Annotated in this window: 15 protein-coding genes and 1 other RNA gene; 13 read left to right on the forward strand and 3 right to left on the reverse strand. The window is 43.0% G+C overall.

The window, feature by feature from the left end:
• Positions 1 to 20: 20 nt before the first annotated feature.
• Positions 21 to 2,345: a transglycosylase domain-containing protein gene (locus HXT32_RS00575; RefSeq protein ID WP_033888409.1), complete on the reverse strand. Its 2,325-nt coding sequence runs from the start codon at positions 2,343 to 2,345 to the stop codon at positions 21 to 23.
• Between the two features lie 172 nt (positions 2,346 to 2,517).
• Between HXT32_RS00575 and HXT32_RS00580 the strand changes: the two genes are divergently transcribed.
• The 6 genes from HXT32_RS00580 (at position 2,518) to HXT32_RS00605 (ending at position 10,114) form a co-directional block, all read left to right on the forward strand.
• On the forward strand, positions 2,518 to 3,660 hold the full coding sequence (locus HXT32_RS00580) for an inositol-3-phosphate synthase (protein ID WP_033888408.1): 1,143 nt from the start codon (positions 2,518 to 2,520) through the stop codon (positions 3,658 to 3,660).
• Positions 3,661 to 3,701: 41 nt separating this feature from the next.
• Positions 3,702 to 3,798, forward strand: an RNA gene (gene ffs / locus HXT32_RS00585) — signal recognition particle sRNA small type.
• Positions 3,799 to 3,843: 45 nt separating this feature from the next.
• Positions 3,844 to 5,151, forward strand: coding sequence for a phosphatase PAP2 family protein (locus HXT32_RS00590; RefSeq protein ID WP_119522958.1), 1,308 nt, complete (start codon positions 3,844 to 3,846; stop codon positions 5,149 to 5,151).
• 131 nt (positions 5,152 to 5,282) lie between these two features.
• The gene (gene topA / locus HXT32_RS00595) at positions 5,283 to 8,129 is read left to right on the forward strand and encodes a type I DNA topoisomerase (protein WP_116432079.1); all 2,847 of its coding nucleotides are present in this window, start codon (positions 5,283 to 5,285) and stop codon (positions 8,127 to 8,129) included.
• A 47-nt stretch (positions 8,130 to 8,176) separates the two neighbouring features.
• A complete protein-coding gene (gene tmk, locus HXT32_RS00600) occupies positions 8,177 to 8,881 on the forward strand; it encodes a dTMP kinase (RefSeq protein ID WP_415697798.1) in 705 nt (234 codons plus the stop codon).
• 54 nt (positions 8,882 to 8,935) lie between these two features.
• Positions 8,936 to 10,114 carry a DNA polymerase III subunit delta' gene (locus HXT32_RS00605; RefSeq protein WP_064621982.1) on the forward strand — a complete coding sequence of 393 codons (1,179 nt, stop codon included), beginning with the start codon at positions 8,936 to 8,938 and terminating at the stop codon, positions 10,112 to 10,114.
• 12 nt (positions 10,115 to 10,126) lie between these two features.
• Here HXT32_RS00605 and HXT32_RS00610 read toward each other — a convergent pair whose 3' ends face one another.
• Both HXT32_RS00610 and HXT32_RS00615 read right to left on the reverse strand, forming a co-directional pair.
• Positions 10,127 to 11,206, reverse strand: coding sequence for a LacI family DNA-binding transcriptional regulator (locus HXT32_RS00610; RefSeq protein ID WP_004108041.1), 1,080 nt, complete (start codon positions 11,204 to 11,206; stop codon positions 10,127 to 10,129).
• A gap of 99 nt (positions 11,207 to 11,305) precedes the next feature.
• Positions 11,306 to 11,572 carry an HPr family phosphocarrier protein gene (locus HXT32_RS00615; RefSeq protein ID WP_004108039.1) on the reverse strand — a complete coding sequence of 89 codons (267 nt, stop codon included), beginning with the start codon at positions 11,570 to 11,572 and terminating at the stop codon, positions 11,306 to 11,308.
• 273 nt (positions 11,573 to 11,845) lie between these two features.
• On the opposite strand from HXT32_RS00615, the gene ptsP reads away from it, so the two are divergent.
• From ptsP to HXT32_RS00650, 7 genes are all read left to right on the forward strand, one after another.
• Positions 11,846 to 13,504 carry a phosphoenolpyruvate--protein phosphotransferase gene (gene ptsP, locus HXT32_RS00620; protein ID WP_422118976.1) on the forward strand — a complete coding sequence of 553 codons (1,659 nt, stop codon included), beginning with the start codon at positions 11,846 to 11,848 and terminating at the stop codon, positions 13,502 to 13,504.
• A 104-nt stretch (positions 13,505 to 13,608) separates the two neighbouring features.
• On the forward strand, positions 13,609 to 14,058 hold the full coding sequence (locus tag HXT32_RS00625) for a PTS sugar transporter subunit IIA (RefSeq protein ID WP_288231325.1): 450 nt from the start codon (positions 13,609 to 13,611) through the stop codon (positions 14,056 to 14,058).
• Between the two features lie 63 nt (positions 14,059 to 14,121).
• On the forward strand, positions 14,122 to 14,391 hold the full coding sequence (locus tag HXT32_RS00630) for a PTS sugar transporter subunit IIB (RefSeq protein ID WP_004104746.1): 270 nt from the start codon (positions 14,122 to 14,124) through the stop codon (positions 14,389 to 14,391).
• 116 nt (positions 14,392 to 14,507) lie between these two features.
• Positions 14,508 to 16,040: a PTS ascorbate transporter subunit IIC gene (locus HXT32_RS00635; protein WP_012914509.1), complete on the forward strand. Its 1,533-nt coding sequence runs from the start codon at positions 14,508 to 14,510 to the stop codon at positions 16,038 to 16,040.
• Between the two features lie 222 nt (positions 16,041 to 16,262).
• A complete protein-coding gene (locus HXT32_RS00640) occupies positions 16,263 to 16,814 on the forward strand; it encodes a YbhB/YbcL family Raf kinase inhibitor-like protein (RefSeq protein WP_004104740.1) in 552 nt (183 codons plus the stop codon).
• A 111-nt stretch (positions 16,815 to 16,925) separates the two neighbouring features.
• On the forward strand, positions 16,926 to 18,533 hold the full coding sequence (locus HXT32_RS00645; protein ID WP_422118978.1) for a C69 family dipeptidase: 1,608 nt from the start codon (positions 16,926 to 16,928) through the stop codon (positions 18,531 to 18,533).
• Positions 18,534 to 18,805: 272 nt separating this feature from the next.
• On the forward strand, positions 18,806 to 20,323 hold the full coding sequence (locus tag HXT32_RS00650; RefSeq protein WP_076003090.1) for a formate--tetrahydrofolate ligase: 1,518 nt from the start codon (positions 18,806 to 18,808) through the stop codon (positions 20,321 to 20,323).
• Positions 20,324 to 20,479: the final 156 nt, after the last annotated feature.

Raw genomic sequence — 20,479 nt, forward strand, 5'->3', positions numbered from 1 at the left:
AATTAGTTACAGTTGATTTACTAGTTTCCTCCAGTTGTGTCATAGTTATTGTCATAACCATGACCGCCAGAATTATTATCGTAACTGCCAACGCCGCCCGATGATGAATCGTCACGACCATACAGCTGGCTATCAAGGTCTAAATCGTTGTCGTTGTCCTTGTCTTTATCTTTGTCCTTGTTTTTATCCTTATCTTCATTCTCAGTTTTTGCGTGCGTGAATGTGTGTTGTTCGCCTAATCCCCATTTTCCATCAGGTCCGCCAATTTTGCCTGTGTCTTTTGCTTCAGGGAATTTAGTATTCGGGGTTCCTATTACCGCTTGACGCATGTATCTTGTAAACAAGTGTACAGGGTAGTCGCTTCCGCCAAGATATCCGTGGAACGGTTTAATTACTTGTGGGCTACCTTTTGCGTCTGGATTCCATATGGCAAATGCGGTAACAATATTTGGCGTAAATCCTACAAAGCTACCAGCAGTTTCATCGTTTGCTGTTCCAGACTTTCCTGCAATTTCTCTACCTACAGCGCGAGCTTCAGTTGCTGTACCATGTTGCACTACGCCAATCATTGCTTTTGTAGCTAAAGCGGCATCGGCTGGTGAGAATACTTGCTTTCCAGCTGTTGGTGCACGGTAGAACTCTTTACCGTCGGGATTTTTTACGCTGGCAACAATATGCAAATCTGGGCGTCTTCCTTGGTTTGCAAATGTTGCATATGCGCGCGCAATTTCGCTTACATGTACAGAATCGTTTCCGAGCACAGTAAACGGATTCTCACCATTGACTCGTTCAGGATTTAAGCCTGCCATAACTGCGGTATGAGCAACTTTTTTAGCGCCAAGTTTACTTTGCAAATCCATATACACTGTGTTCACAGAATTTGCAGTTGCATTGTATAAGTTAATGGTGCCATAGCTCATGTTTGCAAAGTTTCCAACAGGTTTATCGATCCCATCAAACTTGCGTGGAGAATTGCCATTGAACATCGTATCCAAGCTAGTGCCAGCCTGAATTGCTCCCATAAGCGCAAAAGGCTTCATAGTAGAGCCTGGCTCATAAAGCGCTTGTGTGGCGTTATTAAGCTGTTTCTTTAGATAATCGTCTCCTGCGTAAACGGAAATGATTGAACCATCTTTTGCATTTATTGAAATTCCGCCAACTTGCAGTCCTTCTGGCACAATTCCTCGTCCATCTTGAGAAGGACTTGCAACTTTGAACATTAAATCTTGCTTAGCTTTATCGATAGTAGTAATAATGCGATATCCACCACTGTCGAGATCTTCCTGTGTAAAAGCACCATTCCTAGTTAACTCATCGCGAACCATATGCAATAAGTAACCTTGTTGACCTGCGTAAATGTTTTGAGTCGTCTGAGTAATAGTTTTAGGCATTTTTGCTTGCGCTGCCTGAGAGGCTGTAATGTAGCCATCTTCTTTCATAATGCGTAACACGCGCTTAAAACGAATGCCTGCTTCTTTTGGACCAATTGCAGGATCCCAGCTACTTGGTGCTGGAATAATACCTGCTAAAAGTGCAGCTTGCGAAAGTGACAAATCTTTTGCTTCTATGCCGAAATATGCTTTGGCTGCAGCTTGAATTCCGTATGCTCCTCTACCCAAGTAAATAGTATTCATATAATTGCAAAGTACTGTATCTTTATCTTGAGTTTGCGCAATTTTCAAAGCTAAAATAGCTTCTTTTAGTTTTCCAAAATAAGTTTTTGTTTCACCGAGATAATATCTTTCCGCATATTGTTGCGTAATAGTTGAGCCGCCCCAACGCCCGTGCTTTGTGATGTTATGAAGTAGTGCGCGTCCAATTCCTTTAAAATCTATTCCGCCATCGTGGTAGAAGGAACGATTTTCTGAAGCAACTATTGCTTTACCAACATATTTAGGTAGTACTGAACAATTGATAATTTCGCGATTTTGCTCAGCGAACGAACCTAATTCAGTTTTGCCATCTGAATAATACACTTTCGTCTTATCTGCCATAGCAACTTTGTCTGGTGCCGGTATGTCTGTAGTTGCATACAGATAAGCAAAAACAATTGTGCCTAGCAAAATTGGCACAAAAATAACGATAAGCGCCCAAAAAATAATAGGATGTCTGCCTCGCCAAGTTCTACGACGCCTTCTGCGTGTTGCTGCGCGAGAACGTTCGAATCTTGAATTACGGCTGCTTTTGTTTGATTCAAAAGAATACGAATTTGGACGATATGATTCTTGTCCGCGTGGTGGGACAGATGAAGGCATATTCGTATTTTTTTGTGATTGTGACGATATGCTTCGAGTAGCTTTCTCATGCGAAGTAGACGCTCGTCTTCCATCTTTACGTGCAACCATACATTCCACCGTAGCGTCCGGTGTTGAATTTTTCTACAAAACAGCATGTTTTTGTTTAGAAAAGATTAAAAATATTGAATATTAGTACATATTTGTTAAAGCAATAGTATTATGAAATGTGTATGGTGCGGCATAATGTAATGTCGCTTATTTTGCAGGGCAAGGAGTCTATATGAGCATCCGCGTTGCCATTGCCGGTGTCGGCAATTGTGCTTCGTCGCTGGTTCAGGGCGTTGAATATTACAAAAACGCTGATGACGGTGAGAAAATTCCAGGGTTGATGCACGCTGTATTTGGTCAGTATCGTGTGCGCGATATTGAGTTTGTTACGGCGTTTGATGTTGATTCTCTAAAGGTTGGGCATGATTTAAGTGAAGCAATTGGCGCTTCACAAAATAACACAATTCGTTTTGCTGATGTACCAAATTTGGGTGTAGAAGTATTGCGTGGTCCAACTTATGACGGCTTAGGTGATTATTATCGCGAGATGATTGACGAGTCCGAGGCTGAGCCTGTTGACGTAGCTCAAGTTTTGCGAGATAAGCATGTTGATGTGCTTGTTTCTTATTTGCCAGTCGGATCTGAGCAAGCCGATAAAGCTTATGCAACTGCTGCAATGGAAGCTGGATGCGCATTTGTAAACTGCCTGCCAGTCTTCATTGCTTCTGATCCTGAGTGGGCGCAAAAATTCCGTGATGCTGGAGTTCCTATTATTGGCGATGACATTAAAAGTCAGGTAGGTGCAACTATTACTCACCGCGTTATGGCTCGACTTTTTGAGGATCGCGGTGTGCGTTTGGATCGCACGTATCAGCTGAATGTTGGTGGAAACATGGACTTTATGAACATGCTTCAGCGTTCAAGACTTGAGTCTAAAAAGATTTCTAAGACTCGTGCAGTAACTTCAATCGTGCCTCATGAAATGGATGAGCATAATGTTCATATTGGGCCTTCTGACTACGTAGCTTGGTTGGATGATCGCAAGTTTGCTTTCGTGCGTTTGGAAGGTACTACTTTTGGTGATGTTCCTTTGAATTTGGAGTACAAGCTTGAGGTTTGGGATTCTCCAAATTCTGCCGGAATTGTTATCGATGCTGTTCGAGCCGCAAAAATTGCTTTGGATCGCAAGCTTTCTGGTCCGGTTTTGGCTCCAAGTTCATATTTTATGAAGTCTCCTGCAGTTCAGCATGAAGATAGTGAAGCTCGTCAATTAGTTGAACGCTATATTGCTGGTGATGTTGAAGCTAACGAGTCTCAGCTTGATGAAGATACTGAATTTGCAAAAGAGCACGGCAAGAGCGTGTGGCGCGCATAATTTATTACTACTCGACATGTAGCGAAAATCGTGTAATATAGATAGAGCCTCCGTGTGGCACTAAGTCACCCAATCCCCCCAGGGCAGAAATGCAGCAAGGGTAAGTGGCCTCTGGTGGGTGCGCGGAGGTTTTATTATGCGTAAAACTAGCGCGGTCGTAAATACTGTCGTAAAGTCTAAAGTATGAGTGAAGAATTTGCAGGAATTCAATCCAATAGCATTGACAATCAGCATGATGATTCTGCTGAGAAAAATGATGCGCTGCCGGTAGGTGGAACTTCGCAAGATGTTAATCGCAACAGTGAAGGTGGTGACTATTCGCATCCTTTGGATTCGATTAATACTATTACGCCATTTTCTCCAATCTCATCTGAAGATAATGACGAAAAAATATCGCCTTTATTTCCAGAAAATAATGAAGAAAAATCTTCTAAACAGTCTGTAAAACAGTTTGTGAAACAAACTAAGCGTCAATCTGATTTGTCTGGCTCGTCCGATTTGTCGTATTCGACTAATCAGTTATCTTCTAAAGATTCTCTATCAGATGCAGATGATATTGATCAGCTTGGTCAGCTTGTAAAGCGTCCTAGAATATCTACCATATTGTGGTGTGTTGCTATTGCAATTGTTTTCTTGGCTTCTGCTGCGTTCATATGGTTTATTAGTGTGCAAACAGTACTTGGTCAAAGCTATGAAGAAATGGTAATTGATGGATTTGGTTCTCATGGTACGCCATCTTGGCTTGCATTTTGCTTGCGACCTATAAGCGTTTCTATGGTTGTTATAGTTACTAGCATAATAATTGCCCTTGTTTCACTCATAGTAGTTTGTATTCGTAAACGTTGGTGGCTTCTTGGTCAATGTGCTGGAATTATTATTCTTTCGGCTGCTGCTGAACCATTGAAAAAAATTCTTCCGCGCCCAATGCTTATAAGTATTGAATATTTGTCTGCAAATTCAGCACCTTCAGGTCATACCCTACTTATTACTGCATCATGTGCGTTGCTTATTTGCGCAGTTTCGCGTGTTTGGCGCGCATGGGCAGCGGTAGCTGCAGCTTTTATAAGCGTTCTTGTGGAACTTTCGTTGGTTGCAGCGCATTGGCATAGAGTTTCTGACGTCCTTATGTCATTACTTATCGTTGGTGCTGTAACGCTTATTATGCTCGCATGCACTCGCAGTAGTGGAATGGATATGCCAGCTTATCGACGTTCCTCAATTAGCGTTCAAATTGTAGGAAGCTCTATGATTACGATTGGTGTGTTGGCGTGTTTGTATGCACTTTATTTAATATGGCAAATTCTTCCTGGTGTTGATATTTTTGCTCAATGGGCTGCAAGCGTATCTTATGTAGCAACTTATTGGCTGATTATAGGCGTGTCTTTGCTTGTTTTTGGCGTAATTATGGTAATGCGTCACTCTACAGCTTCGCCGTTGAGTAGGCTTGGATTAGTAGGCGCTCCGCCGACGCCGCCATCTGCTTCTAAGTAATATTGTCTACTCTATCTGCTTTTATCCACCGAGGTGGAATGTAATGGACGTATAACTTAAGTTGCGATACAGTTAGCGTGAAACATATAGTTCGGAATTATATGTTCGATTGTGTTAGGAAAGGAGCGAATATGGCAGCACAGAATAAGCTAGTCATTGTGGAGTCTCCCACGAAAGCGCGAAAAATTGGCGGGTATTTAGGAAATGGCTACACCGTCATGGCTTCAGTTGGGCATATTCGCGATCTCGCTCAGCCAAGCCAAGTTCCAGCCTCACGCAAAGCAGCGTTTGGCAAGTTTGGTGTAGATGTCGATCATGGTTTTGCGCCATATTACGTAGTTGGCTCAGATAAAAAGAAAACTGTTTCCGATTTAAAGTCTGCGCTCGCAAAAGCTGACGAATTATATCTGGCAACTGATGAGGATCGCGAAGGTGAAGCTATTGCGTGGCACTTGGTAGAAGCGTTGAAGCCAACTGTGCCAGTAAAGCGTATGGTGTTTCATGAGATTACTAAGGATGCAATTCAAGCCTCGCTTAGTAATACTCGAAATGTTGACGACAATATGGTTGATGCGCAAGAAACTCGTCGTGTGTTAGACCGTTTGTATGGATATGAGCTTTCTCCTGTTTTGTGGAGGAAAGTTGGTCCTGGTCTTTCTGCTGGACGCGTGCAGTCTGTTGCTACTAGGTTGATTGTTGAGCGCGAACGCGAGCGTATGGCGTTTACTAAGGCGTCTTACTGGGATATTAGCGCGGTTTTAAGTTCTAAAGGCTCAGATGGCGAAAATGTTGATTTTGAAGCGCGCATGAGCGAGCTTTCTGGTCGTCGTTTGGCTGGTTCTAAAGATTTCAATTCAAAAGGTGAGTTGGTCTCTACAAAAGATGAATCACAAAAAGCTTTGCATGTTGATGCTGATTTTGCATCTAAGCTTTCTAAAGCTCTTGAGAATTCAGATTTTGTAGTTGACTCTATGGAAACGAAGCCGTATCGTCGTCGTCCTTTGCCACCTTTTACTACATCAACTTTGCAGCAAACTGCTGGAAACCGACTTTCAATGAGCTCTCGCCAAACTATGCGAGCTGCACAATCTCTATACGAAAACGGCTATATCACTTACATGCGTACGGATTCCGTAACGCTTTCCAAAGAAGCTATCGAAGCTGCGCGTAGTGCTGCTCGTGCAGCATTTGGCGACGAATATGTTTCGCAATCTCCTAAGCAGTACGCAACTACGTCTGCAGGAGCGCAGGAAGCTCATGAATGTATTCGCCCTGCTGGAGCGCGTTTCTTAAGCCCGGACGAGCTTGCAGATAAATTACCTGCGGATCAGCTAAAATTGTATACGCTTATTTGGCAACGAACCCTTGCGTCACAAATGGCTGATGCTACAGGTTTTACAGCAACTGTTAAGTTAAATGCTTCTGCTGGAGAATATGGAGAAGCTTTGTTCCAAGCTTCTGGAACAGTAATTACTTTTGCTGGTTTTATGAAGGTTTTTGGCAATGCTCATGCAACTGAAGGTGAAAGCGATAAGGCACTTCCTCAAATGCAAGCTGGGGATGTTCTTGAAGCTAAAAGTGTTAGTGCGGATTCTCACGAAACTCAGTCTCCTGCAAGATATACTGAAGCTTCTTTAGTTAAAACTTTGGAAGCTAAGGAAATAGGACGCCCTTCTACTTACGCAACGATTATTTCTACAATTATTGATCGCGGATACGTGTATGAGCGTGGACGTGCGTTAATTCCTTCTTGGCTTGCTTTTGCTGTAATTAAACTTTTGGAAGCGAATTTCCCAAAGTATGTTGATTACGCGTTTACTGCTGATATGGAAAATGGTTTGGACAGAATTGCGCACGGTGAAGAAACCGGTCGCGATTGGCTAACTAGATTCTATTTCGGTTCCGGTGAGGGTGCTGCTAATTCTGCTGATGAAGCTCATATTGGTTTGCAACAGCAGGTTGCAGAGCTTGGTGAAATTGATGCGCGTGAAATAAATACCATAGACATTGGCGATGGTTTGCATGTGCGTATTGGACGCTATGGTCCGTACTTGGAAGACATTAAGAATCTTGATGCTGAAGGCAACCCTCGTCATGCTTCTTTGCCAGAAACTTTAGCTCCAGATGAGTTAACTGTTGATGCTGCTCGAGAATTGCTTGAGAATAATGCTGAAGGTCCACGTGTGCTTGGAGTAGATCCAGAAACGGGTGGGAACGTAGAAGTGCGCAATGGTCGTTTTGGTCCGTACGTGGCACTGGTAGAAGAGCAGGATAACGCGGAAGATTCTAAGTCTTCTAAGGCTTCTAAAGCTCGTCCAAAAATGGCTTCTTTGTTTAAAACCATGGATCCAGCGACTTTGACTTTGCAAGAAGCGTTGCAACTCTTGAATTTGCCACGTTTGGTTGGTGAGTATGAAGAAGTTGATGCCGAAGGCGTTGTAAAACTAGCTCGTATCGAAGCAAATAATGGTCGTTACGGTCCATATTTAACTAAAACATATTCTGCTGTAGATACTTCTGCTGGAGAAACTGTGGAATCTAAGCCGGATACGCGATCCCTTTCTAGTGAAGATGCTATTTTTACTGTTACTTTGCAAGAAGCGAAAGATTTATTTGCGCAACCAAAGTACGTTAAGCGTACTCGTGGTGCCGCCAAGCCGCCTCTTCGTGAGCTTGGCGCAGATCCTGAAACTGGAAAGCCAGTAGTGATTAAGGATGGTTTCTACGGAGCTTATATTACTGATGGTGAAACGAATCGCACTTTGCCAAAGCAGTATACGCCTGAATCGATTGATCCGCAGGATGCGTTTGCACTTTTGGCGCAAAAGCGTGCCGCAGGTCCCGTAAAACGCAAAAAGCGCGCGACTAAGAGCACTGCAAAATCTTCTGAAAAGAAGTCTACTGCGAAAAAATCTACCGCAAAGAAAACTTCTACAAAGAAGACTACTTCAAAGAAATCTACCGCTAAAAAAGCATAGGAATGAAATCTAAAGATTAAATAAACCTTGCATATGGAGTCAAAAATATGGCATCTAAAAATGACGATTTTTCTGGTGGCTGCGCTTGCGGAGGAAACTGCGGCTGCAGAAGTGAGCAATCTTATGCAAATAAAGGCTTATTTATTTCTTTCGAGGGCATTGATGGCGTTGGTAAAACTACGCAAGTTGAGGCTCTTAAGGATTATTTGCAATCTTTGGGGCGAGAAGTTGTAGTGACGCGTGAGCCTGGCGGTACGCAGTTGGGTAAAACTTTGCGCGAAATACTGTTGCATGGCACGAGTGTATCTGCCAGAACAGAAGCTTTGCTTTTTGCTGCGGATCGTGCACAGCATGTTGCGCAAGTGATTCGCCCGGCACTTAGCCGTGGTGCAGTAGTAATAACGGATCGTTATATTGATTCTTCGCTTGCTTACCAAGCAGGCGGTCGCGAATTGACTAAGGATGATGTGCGAACTTTAAGTGAGTGGGCAACGGATTCGCTATGGCCTAATCGCACTTATTTGCTAGATATGCAACCGGAAGATGCTTTTAAGCGTTTGCATCGCGAGCAAGATCGCATGGAATCAGCTGGAATAGATTTCGCTCGTCGCACTAGAGAAGCATTTTTAGATTTAGCGCAGGAGTCTGCAGATCGTTATCGCGTATTAGACGCAACGTTCTCGGCGAAATCATTATTTGAACTTATTGTGCAAGACGTACATAACTTAATTGAAGAAATTGAAACTAAATAAAATGGCGAACTTTATAAAGTGAAGAAGTAGAGAAGCTATGCAGGGGGTGAAGCGATGAGTGTGTGGGATAGCGTTATTGGGCAAGAACAGGTAGTTTCGCGATTGCGAAACATTGCTTGTGCGGACGCTAGCAAAATAGCGCAATCTTGGCTGATTTGCGGATCTGCTGGCTTCGGTAGTGCGCAAGTTGCGCGCGCTTTCGCTGCAGCTCTCGAAAGTCCGGATCATGGAGAAGGCAGTGATGGAATTAGTGGCGAAGGTGAGCTTAGTAAAACTGCCAAAGAAGTTTTAGCAGGATCGCATCCTGATGTGCATACGCTTGCAACAAAAGGCGTAACTCTTAGCATTGACGATGTGCGTGAGGCAATTGGGATTTCTGAGCAGATGCCTAGCACTGCTCCTTGGCGAATCATAATTATTGAAGATGTTGACCGAATGTTGGAACGTAGCACGAACGTTCTTCTTAAAGAGATTGAAGAGCCAAGTGAGCATACGATTTGGCTTTTATGCGCTTCAAGTGTTATGGATGTGCTTCCAACAATTCGTTCGCGTACACAACTTGTGCAATTAGCTACTCCAAACGAGCAGTCTATAGCAGAATATCTTACTAAAAAAACGGATGCGGATAATAAGCTAGCGAGTCGTGCAGCCAGGCTTTCTCAAGGAAATATAGCAACTGCTTTTATTTACGCAAGCGATGAGCGTGCTTTAAGTAGGCGAGATGAGCTTGTTGCAGGATTGCTTCGTATGCATGATGCTGCCGACGCAATTATGCTTGCTGCAATGCTTATTGACGATGCAAAAGCACAAGCAGAAGATGAGGTTCAGCGAAATGTTGAGGATCAACAAAAAGAATTTCGCAGAATTAACGGATTAGGCGATGAGGATCGCATTCCGCCCAAATTGCGCGCAAACTACAATGCAATTGGAAAAAAGGATGATGTAAAACGTAAAGTAACTCGTGTAAGCCGTGACGTGTTATGCCGTTCTCTTGACGCAATCGATAGCGTGTATAGAGACGTTTTAGTTGTTATTAACGACGCGCAAAAGTCTTCGCCAATTATAAATCAGGAATACAAGTCTAGAATTGTCCAGTTGGCACAAAGCATGACAGCAAGTAGAGCCTTGGATTGCGTTGACAGTATTGCTACTGCTCGTCGTCGGCTTTCGAGAAATGGTAACGCAACTCTTGTTTTTGAAGCGCTATTTTGCTCACTTTTGCAAAGTCAATAAAATGCAAAAGTATCATATCCTCCACGGAAGTGACATATCGCTTGTGCCTATTCTTGGTGAATTTGTTGATTCGCGTCGCATGATTTCCGGTCTAAACTCCATATGTGCAGGTAACCAATGTTGCTCTGATTTGTTGACAGCGGTTAGGCGGATTGCTTCGCGTGCAATTTGCTGGTACGGAGGACGGATTGAAGAAAGCTTTGGTTCAGATATTTCTGCCTGTCTGCTATCTCCGTAACCTATTACGAGAACATCCTGCGGAACTTGCAAAGAAAGCTCATCTAAAGCTAGAAGTGCTCCAAGTGCGACAGCGTCATTTGCGCAAATAACAGCGTCTGGTTTGCGAGATTGCTTAGCAGTAGAATCAGAAAAAAGCCGCATTGTATCCTTGAATCCACGTTGATAAGTAAGTTCTCCAAAAGTTGTCCAATCTGGCTCAGAAAGTAAACTTAATCGGCTTGCAGCAGTCTGAAAATTGGCAAATAGGTTTGCGCTTTGTGTGGAGTCAACATTTCCACTTAAATAAGCAATATTATGGGCATCGTGATGCGAAAGATGTATTAAAGCAGCTTCCATCATTGATTCTTGATCCATGCCAACCCAATTGACGTGGAATGAAGTAGCAGTGCCACCAATTTGCACAATGGGAAGATTGTCAACGTAGTTTTCAAGTGTTTTTGTTAAATCACTATTGTTAGATGGCATGACAATAAGACTGTCAACATTATGACCGATAAGCTCTTCTATGCGTTCTTCTTGAGCTTCTGCGTCTTTTCCAGTTCCAACAAGAAGTATTTTATCTATTTCATGAGCTGCTTCATCCAATGCAGAAAGCATATTTACACTGAATGAATCATCTACGTTGCTTGTGCCTATTACTACGCCGATTGTATTAGTTGTGTCACTTCTTAATGCGCTTGCTGCATAATTTACTGAATAATTAAGCTGCTCTGCAGCTTTTCTTACGCGTTTTGCAATATCGTCATCTTTGGCTCGTCTACCAGAAAGTACACGAGATACTGTTGCAATTGAAACTTTTGCAAGAGCTGCTACATGAGTTATGGAGGCGTTTTGATTAGTTTGATTTGTCATATTTGCCCCCGAATAAGTGCGGTGCTGTAATTATTGGTAAACAGCACCGCAAATTGAATATTATTTATTTGTCAGTTTATGTACACTTATTTATTTATATTATTCGCCTTTCGTGACTACATCGACAAGATTGTTAGCTACATTTTCAGCGTCTTCACCATCAACGGTAATTGTGATTGAATCTCCTTTAGTAATACCCAATCCCATAATTGAAAGAATGCTATTCGCACTTACAGGGGTACCTTCGCCTTTCGCAATCGTTACAATGCAATTTGAGGACATCGCGGCTTGAGAAAATTCTGACGCTGGGCGAGCATGTATTCCAACTGGGTCTTCAATAGTAACAGTACGAGTTGCAATTGCCATTTTTTCTCCTTTGAATAATAATTAACAAATTCTGCTTTTATTTTTATTTTTCATATAAAAGCAAACCATATTTTTTCTTAAGGTTTTTTGTTTGCTATTTTCAACATTAAGTGTAGCATAATTAATTGAAAAATACAGAAAACGTTTTCACTTGTTGTAACAACGTTTTTAATGGTGTATAGTTTCATTAGTAAGAAACGTTTACCTACAAGAAATGCTTATGCGGCGTTGCGGCCGTAATAAAGTTTCTAAACCTAAAGGAGGGTTTTAAGTATGGTAATCACTGGTGTTGGCATTGGGCGCTCGATGGCATATGGTGAAGTATTGTGTATGGCACCTGCTTTGCATGAGCCAGAGGATTCTCCTCGTGCTGTTAGTGTGTTGGCTGAGGATGCAAAAAAGGCTGTTAAAAATGCTTTAAATGAAGTAAATAAAGACCTAAACCATCGTGCAAGTGAGGCTCTTGAAGCAAAGGATGAGGGGACTCGAAAAGCAGCACCAATTATGCAAGCTCTTGCACAGATGGCATCGGATCCAGCGTTAATAAGTGCAATTGAATCTGGTATTGATAAGGGGAAAACAGCTGAACGTGCCACTTGGGAAGGGTTCGCACAATTTGAAGACATGTTGCGTAATCTTGGTGGTTACATGTCTGAGCGTGCAGGAGATTTGCATGATGTTGGCCAGCGTGTTATTGCATCTTTGATTGGTGTTGAAGCTCCTGGGGTGCCGGAAAGTGATTCGCCTTTTGTGCTGGTTGCTAGGGATCTTTCACCTGCTGATACAGCTTCACTTGATTTAAGCAAGGTTCAGGCAATTGTCACTCTTGATGGTGGTCCTACAAGTCACACTGCTATTCTTGCTCGTGCTCGTGGAATTGTTGCTGTTGTTGGAGCACACGATGCCTCTCAGCTGAAGAATCATCAAATTGTTGTAGTAGATGCCGTTAATGGTCATGTTATAAGCGGTCCTAGTGAAGAAGAGATCGCGCATGTTAAAGAGTCTCGTGAGCGTTTAAGCCGCGCTCATGAATTGCGTGGATTGCCTGGAAGTACAAAAGATGGTCATTTGATTCCTCTTTTAGCAAATGTAGGAAAGCCCTCAGATGCTGCAACTGCTCATGAGTATGGAGCAGAAGGAGTAGGTCTATTCCGAACGGAATTTCTGTTTATTGGTAACGAGCAACCGCCTAGTATAGAAGAACAAACAGAATCTTATACAGAGTTACTATCTCAGTTTGAAGGCAAGAAAGTTGTTATTCGATTGCTTGATGCTGGAGCAGATAAACCGTTACCATTCTTGACTCCTGAAGATGAACCAAATCCTGCCCTCGGACTTCGAGGTTTGCGTACTCTAAGACAGCATATGGATGTTCTAGATGGTCAGCTGGAGGCATTATCTCGTGCTGATGCTGTGACGAATGCTGACTTATGGGTGATGGCTCCAATGGTTTCAGACGAACATGAAGCAGCATATTTTGTAAAACTTGGTAAATCTAAAGGTCTTAAAAAGGTTGGCATTATGGCAGAGGTGCCTTCTATCGCTCTTGTTGCCGAGGAGGTTGCTCAAGTTGCTGATTTTGTATCTATCGGAACGAATGATTTGACGCAATACACTCTTGCAGCAGATAGAACCCTTGGGTCTGTTTCTAATTATCAAACTGCTTGGCACCCTGCAGTGTTGCGCGCGATCAAAATGATTGCAGACGCTGGTAACGCACATGGTATGCCAGTCGGAGTGTGTGGAGAAGCTGCAGCAGATCCAGACTTAGCGATTGTTCTTACAGGTCTCGGTATTAACTCGCTTTCTATGACGCCAGTTGCTTTGGACGATGTTCGAGCAGAACTTGCTCAAACTACATTTGATGAAGCTAAAGCTAAAGCTCATGAGGCTTTAGCTGGAAAGTTCTACCACTCAATCATGCAAGAATAAGCCAAGGGAGTAATTCAAAATATGATCATTACGAAAAACATTAAAAATTCGATTACCAATCAGAAATAATCAAGAATAATTAACATGCTTAGAAAAGAGAAAATATGAGTGCTGATATTGATGAGCTTCTCCCGGATTCTGCAGTAAACCTTGATATTCCAGCGAAAGATTGGCGTGATGCTATTTGTCTTGCAGGCAATGCTTTGAAGGAGTCTGGCTTTACTACTGATGAATATACGAATCAGATGATTGAAACAGTTGAGAAAATGGGCCCGTATATTGTTATTGCCCCAGGCTTGGCTTTGGCGCATTCGCGCCCGTCGGAAGCAGTGTTAAAAAGTGGTTTGAGCTGGATTCGTTTAAGTACGCCTATTAAATTTGGTAACACTGCCAACGATCCGGTCTCTTTAGTAATTGGTCTTGCAGGTCACGATGAAAATGAGCATATTGGCGTTATGTCCGCGGTTGCTGCAGCTTTGTCTAATCCTGTGAAGACTAGAGAACTTGCGCAAGCAAAAAACGCTAAAGAAATTCGCGCAATTCTTAAAAGTTAAATACTAAAGAATTAGTTAATTTTGCAAAATTAAAAAAATACAACTCAACGAAAGAGGTTATCTATGAATATTCTATGTGTATGCGGAAACGGCATTGGCACGTCTGTACTTTTAAAAATCAATGTTGAGGCTGCGGCAGCAGACTTAGGTCTTGATGTTACAGTTACTACTTCCGATGCTGGAAGTGCAAAAGGTACTGCCAATATGAATGATCTTGTGCTCACTTCTCCTCAGCTTGCTCCAGAGCTTGAGGGCACTACCACTCCTGTAGAAACAATTGAAAATTTCATGGATGTTGAAGAGGTGAAGGGTGTGCTTGAGCGTTACGCATAAATTATGTGTAACAAATAAACGTTTGATTATGCTGATTACGTGCTTACTGCTTTGGCATAGTCATACTGTTATTTCATGTGCTATTCGCTTTTTCTAAATAAAAAGAAGGAAATAAGATGAACATTGTAGTTCAGGTTTTAAATTTCATAAGTCAGCAGATTTTGAATGTGCCGGCTTATTTGATTGGTATTATTGCAGCAATCGGTCTTATCGCACTCAAGCGTAGTGCAGGACAGGTGATTGCAGGCGGCTTAAAGGCTGCTATGGGTTACCTCATTTTGGGTGCAGGTGCTGGCGTTGTTGTTGGCGCCCTTGCTCCATTTGGCGACTTGGTTTTGAAGTCTACTGGTGCTCATGGTGTTGTACCTACAAATGAGGTTATTACTGCTCAGGCTGCAGGTCAGTACGGTGCTACTTCTGCGTACATTATTGTGCTCAGCTTCGTTCTTATGCTTCTTGCTGCACGCTTTACTCCTCTGAAGTACATATTCTTGACTGGTCACCACATGGTGTTCATGTCTATGCTTTTGGCTCTAGTTCTTTCCGTTGGTTTTGGCGCAAGCAACCAGTTGCTTATTGTTATTGTCGGCTCTGTCATTATGGCAACGGTTATGGTTGTTCTGCCAGCTTTTGCGCAGCCTTTTATGAACCGTATTACTGGTAGCGATAAGCTCTCGATTGGTCACTTTAACTCCTTAAGTTACATTGTTTCTGGTGCTGTTGGTGCTGCTGTTGGTAAGAAGTCTAAGTCTACTGAAGATATCAACTTCCCTAAGGGATTGAGCTTCTTGCGTGATTCAATGGTCTCCACGACTTTGTTGATGGTTGTGCTGTATTTGGTATTCGCAGTGTGGGCTTCGGTTGTGTTGCCAGTAAAGGAACTCTTCAAGATTTTCGCGTCTCATCCTACGGACTATAGTGCCTTCTACATGGCGGCTTTTGCTCAGGCTTTGCAATTTGGAATTGGTGTTAGTGTCATCCTCTACGGCGTTCGTATTATTTTAGGTGAATTGGTTCCTGCATTCCAGGGTATTGCTAACAAGGTCGTTCCAGGCGCTCGTCCAGCATTGGATATTCCAATCGTATTCCCATACGGTGCTAATGCTTCTCTTATTGGCTTCTTGTCTTCCTTCGTTGGAGGTCTTGTAGCTCTCGGACTTATTGCAATTTGGATGGGTCCAGCTTGGGGATTGGCATTGATTCTCCCAGGAATGGTGCCTCACTTCTTCGATGGTGGTGGTGCAGGCGTGTTTGGTAATGCAACCGGTGGTCGTCGTGGTGCTATTCTCGGTGGTTTTATTAACGGTTTAATTATTACATTCCTTCCAGCAGTATTGCTTACTGTTATGGGTTCCTTCGGCTTGGCAAACTCCACCTTCGGCGATGCTGACTTTGGTTGGATTGGTACTGTTGTGGGTAACTTCGCTCACCTCGGTGCTGGCGTTGGTGCTATAAGCTTGATTATTGTTGCTGTTATTCTGTTTGCCTTGGCTTGGGTATGGCAGGTTAAGGTTGTTAACACTGGCTGGCTTCCTGCAGTAAAGCATGCTGAGTTCATTGAAGAAATTAAGAAGCAAGAGCGTGCTGCTAAGAAAGCAGCTATGGCAGCTAAGGCTGCTGAAACTCATGAGGAGGCTGTTACAAAATAAATAGAGTACGGTAAAAAATTACATTTTAGTTAATGCGCCCAGTTTAGATTTTTCTGGGCGCACGTTTTATATTGACCGTCAAATTATGCAGTTAGCGTTGTTTCTGTAGTGTTTTTTTGCTTGAGCGCCACGATCCGCTTGAATAATTAGATTGCACAAACGTTGCGTTTATTTGTTACTCGCGTAGTTGATTAGTGTTGTGTAATGGTAGATACTTAAATTATGAATATTTCTACAGATTTCACTACCATTCCGGATGATTATTCTAAAGCTGCGCCGGAGCAGAATAAGATCAGTGGAGTGCCAGTAGTTTCTTTCCCGTTTTACGTTGATAATATGCCATCTTTCGTGCATTATTTGCATTGGCGTTTTGTTGACGACGACGCAATACCGGTATGCGGTTTTGAATGGATTCACTGGACTGCCGCGAACGTGCCTGTTGAAGCGTTAATGTTTGATTTTAACGATTCTCACGCTTTACAAATACCGGAAGATTTTTCTCGCACAATGACTTCTATGATTCCGGAAGCTCTTCAAGGTCGTAATTCGCAAGCAAGCAGATTTATTGGTTGCAATGATTCAGCAATTACTATGCGATACAACGGTCCTCAACCTCCTGATAAAGATCACGAATACATGTTTGAAGTTTTTGGTACAGAAAAGCCTTTGCCAAATCTTAAGCCGGGATTCTACATGAATGAATTGTTACGCGAAGTAAGAAATGTGACTTCAGGTGTAGATGCTGGTGGAATGTTCCTTACTGGTAAAGCCTAAACGCAAGCACGAGAGCAACCAATTAGGTTAGCAGTTAACGCCTAAGCGTTAGAATCAAACAGTAACAAATCTAAAAATAAAATATAAAATCTAAAAACAGAGGATGCAAATATGGCATGCACAACAATTCTTGTTGGTAGAAAAGCAAGTTACGACGGATCCACGCTTATTGCGCGTAACGAAGACTCGGCAAATGGCGAGTTTAATCCGAAGCGTTTAGTGGTAGTAAAGCCGGAAGATCAGCCTCGCGTTTATAAGTCTGTTCTTAGCCACGTAACAGTCGAGTTGCCGGATAATCCAATGCAATACACAAGCGTGCCAAATGCAGACTTGCGTGAAGGAATTTGGGGAGAAGCTGGCGTTAACGAAGCAAATGTTGCAATGAGCGCAACTGAAACGCTTACGTCCAACGAGCGCGTGTTAGGCGCAGATCCAATGGTTGAACTTCAAAAAGAACAAGGCAAAGTTGGAGATGCTGACTACAAGCCGGAAGTGCCGGGTGGAATTGGCGAAGAAGATTTCTTAACGCTTGTTTTGCCTTATATTCGTAGCGCTCGCGAAGGCGTTGAGCGTTTGGGTGCATTGCTTGAAAAGTACGGCACTTATGAGATGAATGGCGTTGCATTTTCGGATGTGAACGAGATTTGGTGGTTTGAAACTGTCGGTGGTCATCATTGGATTGCTAAGCGTGTGCCGGATGAAGCTTATGTTGTTATGCCAAACCAGCTTGGAATTGACGAGTTCGATTTAGATGATGCTTTTGATCTTCAAGAAGAGCATATGTGCTCGGCTGATTTGCTTGAATTTATTGAAGAAAATCACTTGGATTTGTCGGTTGAAAACGCTTCTCCTTTCAATCCTCGCGACGCTTTCGGCTCTCATTCGGATGCCGACCACGTTTACAACACTCCTCGTGCATGGTTCATGGAGCGCTTCTTGAATCCGTATGACGAAGTGTGGGATGGTAAAGACGCTGATCATCGTCCGGACAGCAACGATATTCCTTGGGCTCGCCAGCCTGAGCGCAAGGTAACAATTGAAGACGTTAAGTACGTTTTGAGCTCTCACTATCAGGGCACTGAGTATGATCCTTACGGCAAGCTTGGAGATGAGCATACTCGTCACATGTTGCGTCCAATCGGCATTAACCGTCAAAGCGAGCTTGCTGTAATGCAAATCCGCCCTTACATGCCGGAAGCAATGCGTGCAATTCAGTGGATTACTTACGGTTCTAATCCTTTCAATTCTTTGATTCCGTTCTATCCAAACGTAAATCGCACTCCAAAGTATTTGGAAGATACGACTACTCGCGTAACAAGCGAAAACTTCTATTGGGAGAATCGCATTATTGCTGCTCTTGCGGATGCCGCATTTAACGACACTGCAAACGCGATTGAGCGCTACCAAGAAGTTGTCGGTTCCCTTGGTCACGCAATGGTCAAGTCTACGGATGCTGCCGTGGCAGATCTTCTTGGCGTTGATTTGGCTGATTACGAGCCAGAGCGTGAAGGTGATGAAGGTGAAGATTACGATGATTTAGTTCGCGATCCTGAAGCTATTATTGCAGAGCTCCGTAACGACAAAGTGCGTGAGGCTTTGGCTGAAGCAAATGACGACATGGCAGCAAAGTTGAAGAAAGAAACCGATTCTTTGCTTGACACAGTTCTGTACATCACTAGCATGCGTATGAAGAATGGTTTTAATCGTTCCGATCACTGAAATGCAATTAAATAAGTTTTCTCGTAATTGATATGGAAAAACTTACGAAAATAATTTAATAACTCAGATGCCTTCCTAAGAAATGAACTTTTTATTTCATGTGGAAGGCATTTTTGTTATCTTTTGTTATTTTGCTATAGACGTTGCTAATAGCGCGTATAGATATTGCGTGTGGTGCCTATGCTGCGAACAAACAATCGTATAGTATGAATCATGTAATTAACATTATCCGCATGCATAGTTGTGCCAATATGCCTATGAAAGAGGGGTACATGAGCATTCTTGATTCATACACTACAACATTCGGTTTGGTTAAAAAAATTGATGCCTTTGGGTACTTGGATTATTTAAAGCAACATCCAGAGGAGCCTAGGAAGCGCGGTAAAGTTCTGCTTGTTACTGCTGATACTCCTTTGAAAGCTTCTCGCGGAGAAGGTAAAACGACTACAACTATTGCGTTGGTTGATGCTTTGCGTGAGCGAGGTGTGGACGCAGCTGCAGTTCTTCGTCAGCCAAGCATGGGCATTACAGCTGCTGGTTCTAAAGGTGGTGCAAGTGGTGGCGGTAAGTCTTCGCTTTCTCACCCTGAGTTGATTGACTGGGGTTTGTGTGGTGAAATGGCTGCTATTGCTTGCGCGCAGAATTTGCTTGTGTCGTTTGCGGAAAAAGCAGTCGACGAGGGTGCCCTTGATACTATTTTAGTTCCTCGAGTTAGCGAAGTTCCTTCGCGATCTTTGCGAAGCATTGCTGTTGATTTTGGCAAGGGGACTGTTCCTGAGCGCGTCGTTTTGACGCCAACTTGCGAGCTCATGCAAATCGTAGTGTTGTCGCGCAGTATGGACGAGATTTCTCATCGTGTTTCTTCAATGATTGCTGGCACAAAAGACGGTAAGCCTGTTCAGTTTGGCGAGTTTGTGGATTTGTGGCGAATCACCAATATTCTTGCCGACGCTGTAAAGCCTGCTAAAACTGAGACGATTAATGGTTCTCCAATTTACGTTCATTGTGGCCCGTTTGCGAACGTTTCGCTTGGTATTCCAAGCCTTGTAAGTGTTGAAATGGCTTGCGCTGAGCATGATGTTGTGGTTGTAGAAGCAGGTTATGGTACGGATGCTGGTGCTCAAAAGTGGTTAGATATTGCTGCTCGCGAGTTTGGTGCAAAGTGGCCTGCTGCTGCAGTTGTAGTTACTCGCGCAACTACTTGGCGAGATGACGAAACTTTGGCTTGGCGTTACCCATTCCATGTTTCTCGTTTGGAATCTCTTAATATCCCTACGTTCCCGTTGATTAATTTGTGGGAAGGTGAAGATAATCAAGTTCCTGAATTGTTGGAACAAGCTAAGTCTTTAGGATTCAGAAAGCCGATTGTTGGCAATTTATTCCGCGATGGTGGCGATGGTTTGGCAAATCAGCTGGACGATTTTGTGTCTGCAATAACTGATGATGTTGAAACGAAAGTTCCAGAAAGTAGGCGTGGAAAGACGCTTAGGGAGCGAATTAACTTGCTGTGCGCAGAAGCTTACGGTGTTCCTACTGAGCGTGTGATCGATAAAGCAGGTTTTGCTGATTCATTGAAAGAAGCGCAGAATTTGTGTGCAAATTCTGGAGTTGTTTTCGATGACCTCGCGCTTGTTGCTGTAAAGTCGCCAGCAACTATGACTGACGATGATCATGCACCTGAAGATTCTCGCACTGTGACATTGAAGAAAGTGGAAGTTCACGCTGGAGCTGGAGTTGTGCAAGTAAATCTCACATCTTCACTAACTACTCCAATGCCAAAAATAGTGTGAAATATTAATAGTGTGATTTTCTCTTAAATATTGAGATTAATTAAAATTACTTATTAATAGCAAGTAACAAAACGTCGTCGACATATCAATCATGGTGTGTGGGCGACGTTTTGTTTTTGCTTTGTTTACCAAATGGGTTAAAAAGGGAACAAACGC

This window comes from Gardnerella sp. DNF00747, from assembly GCF_049262675.1.
Lineage (GTDB): Bacteria > Actinomycetota > Actinomycetes > Actinomycetales > Bifidobacteriaceae > Bifidobacterium > Bifidobacterium swidsinskii.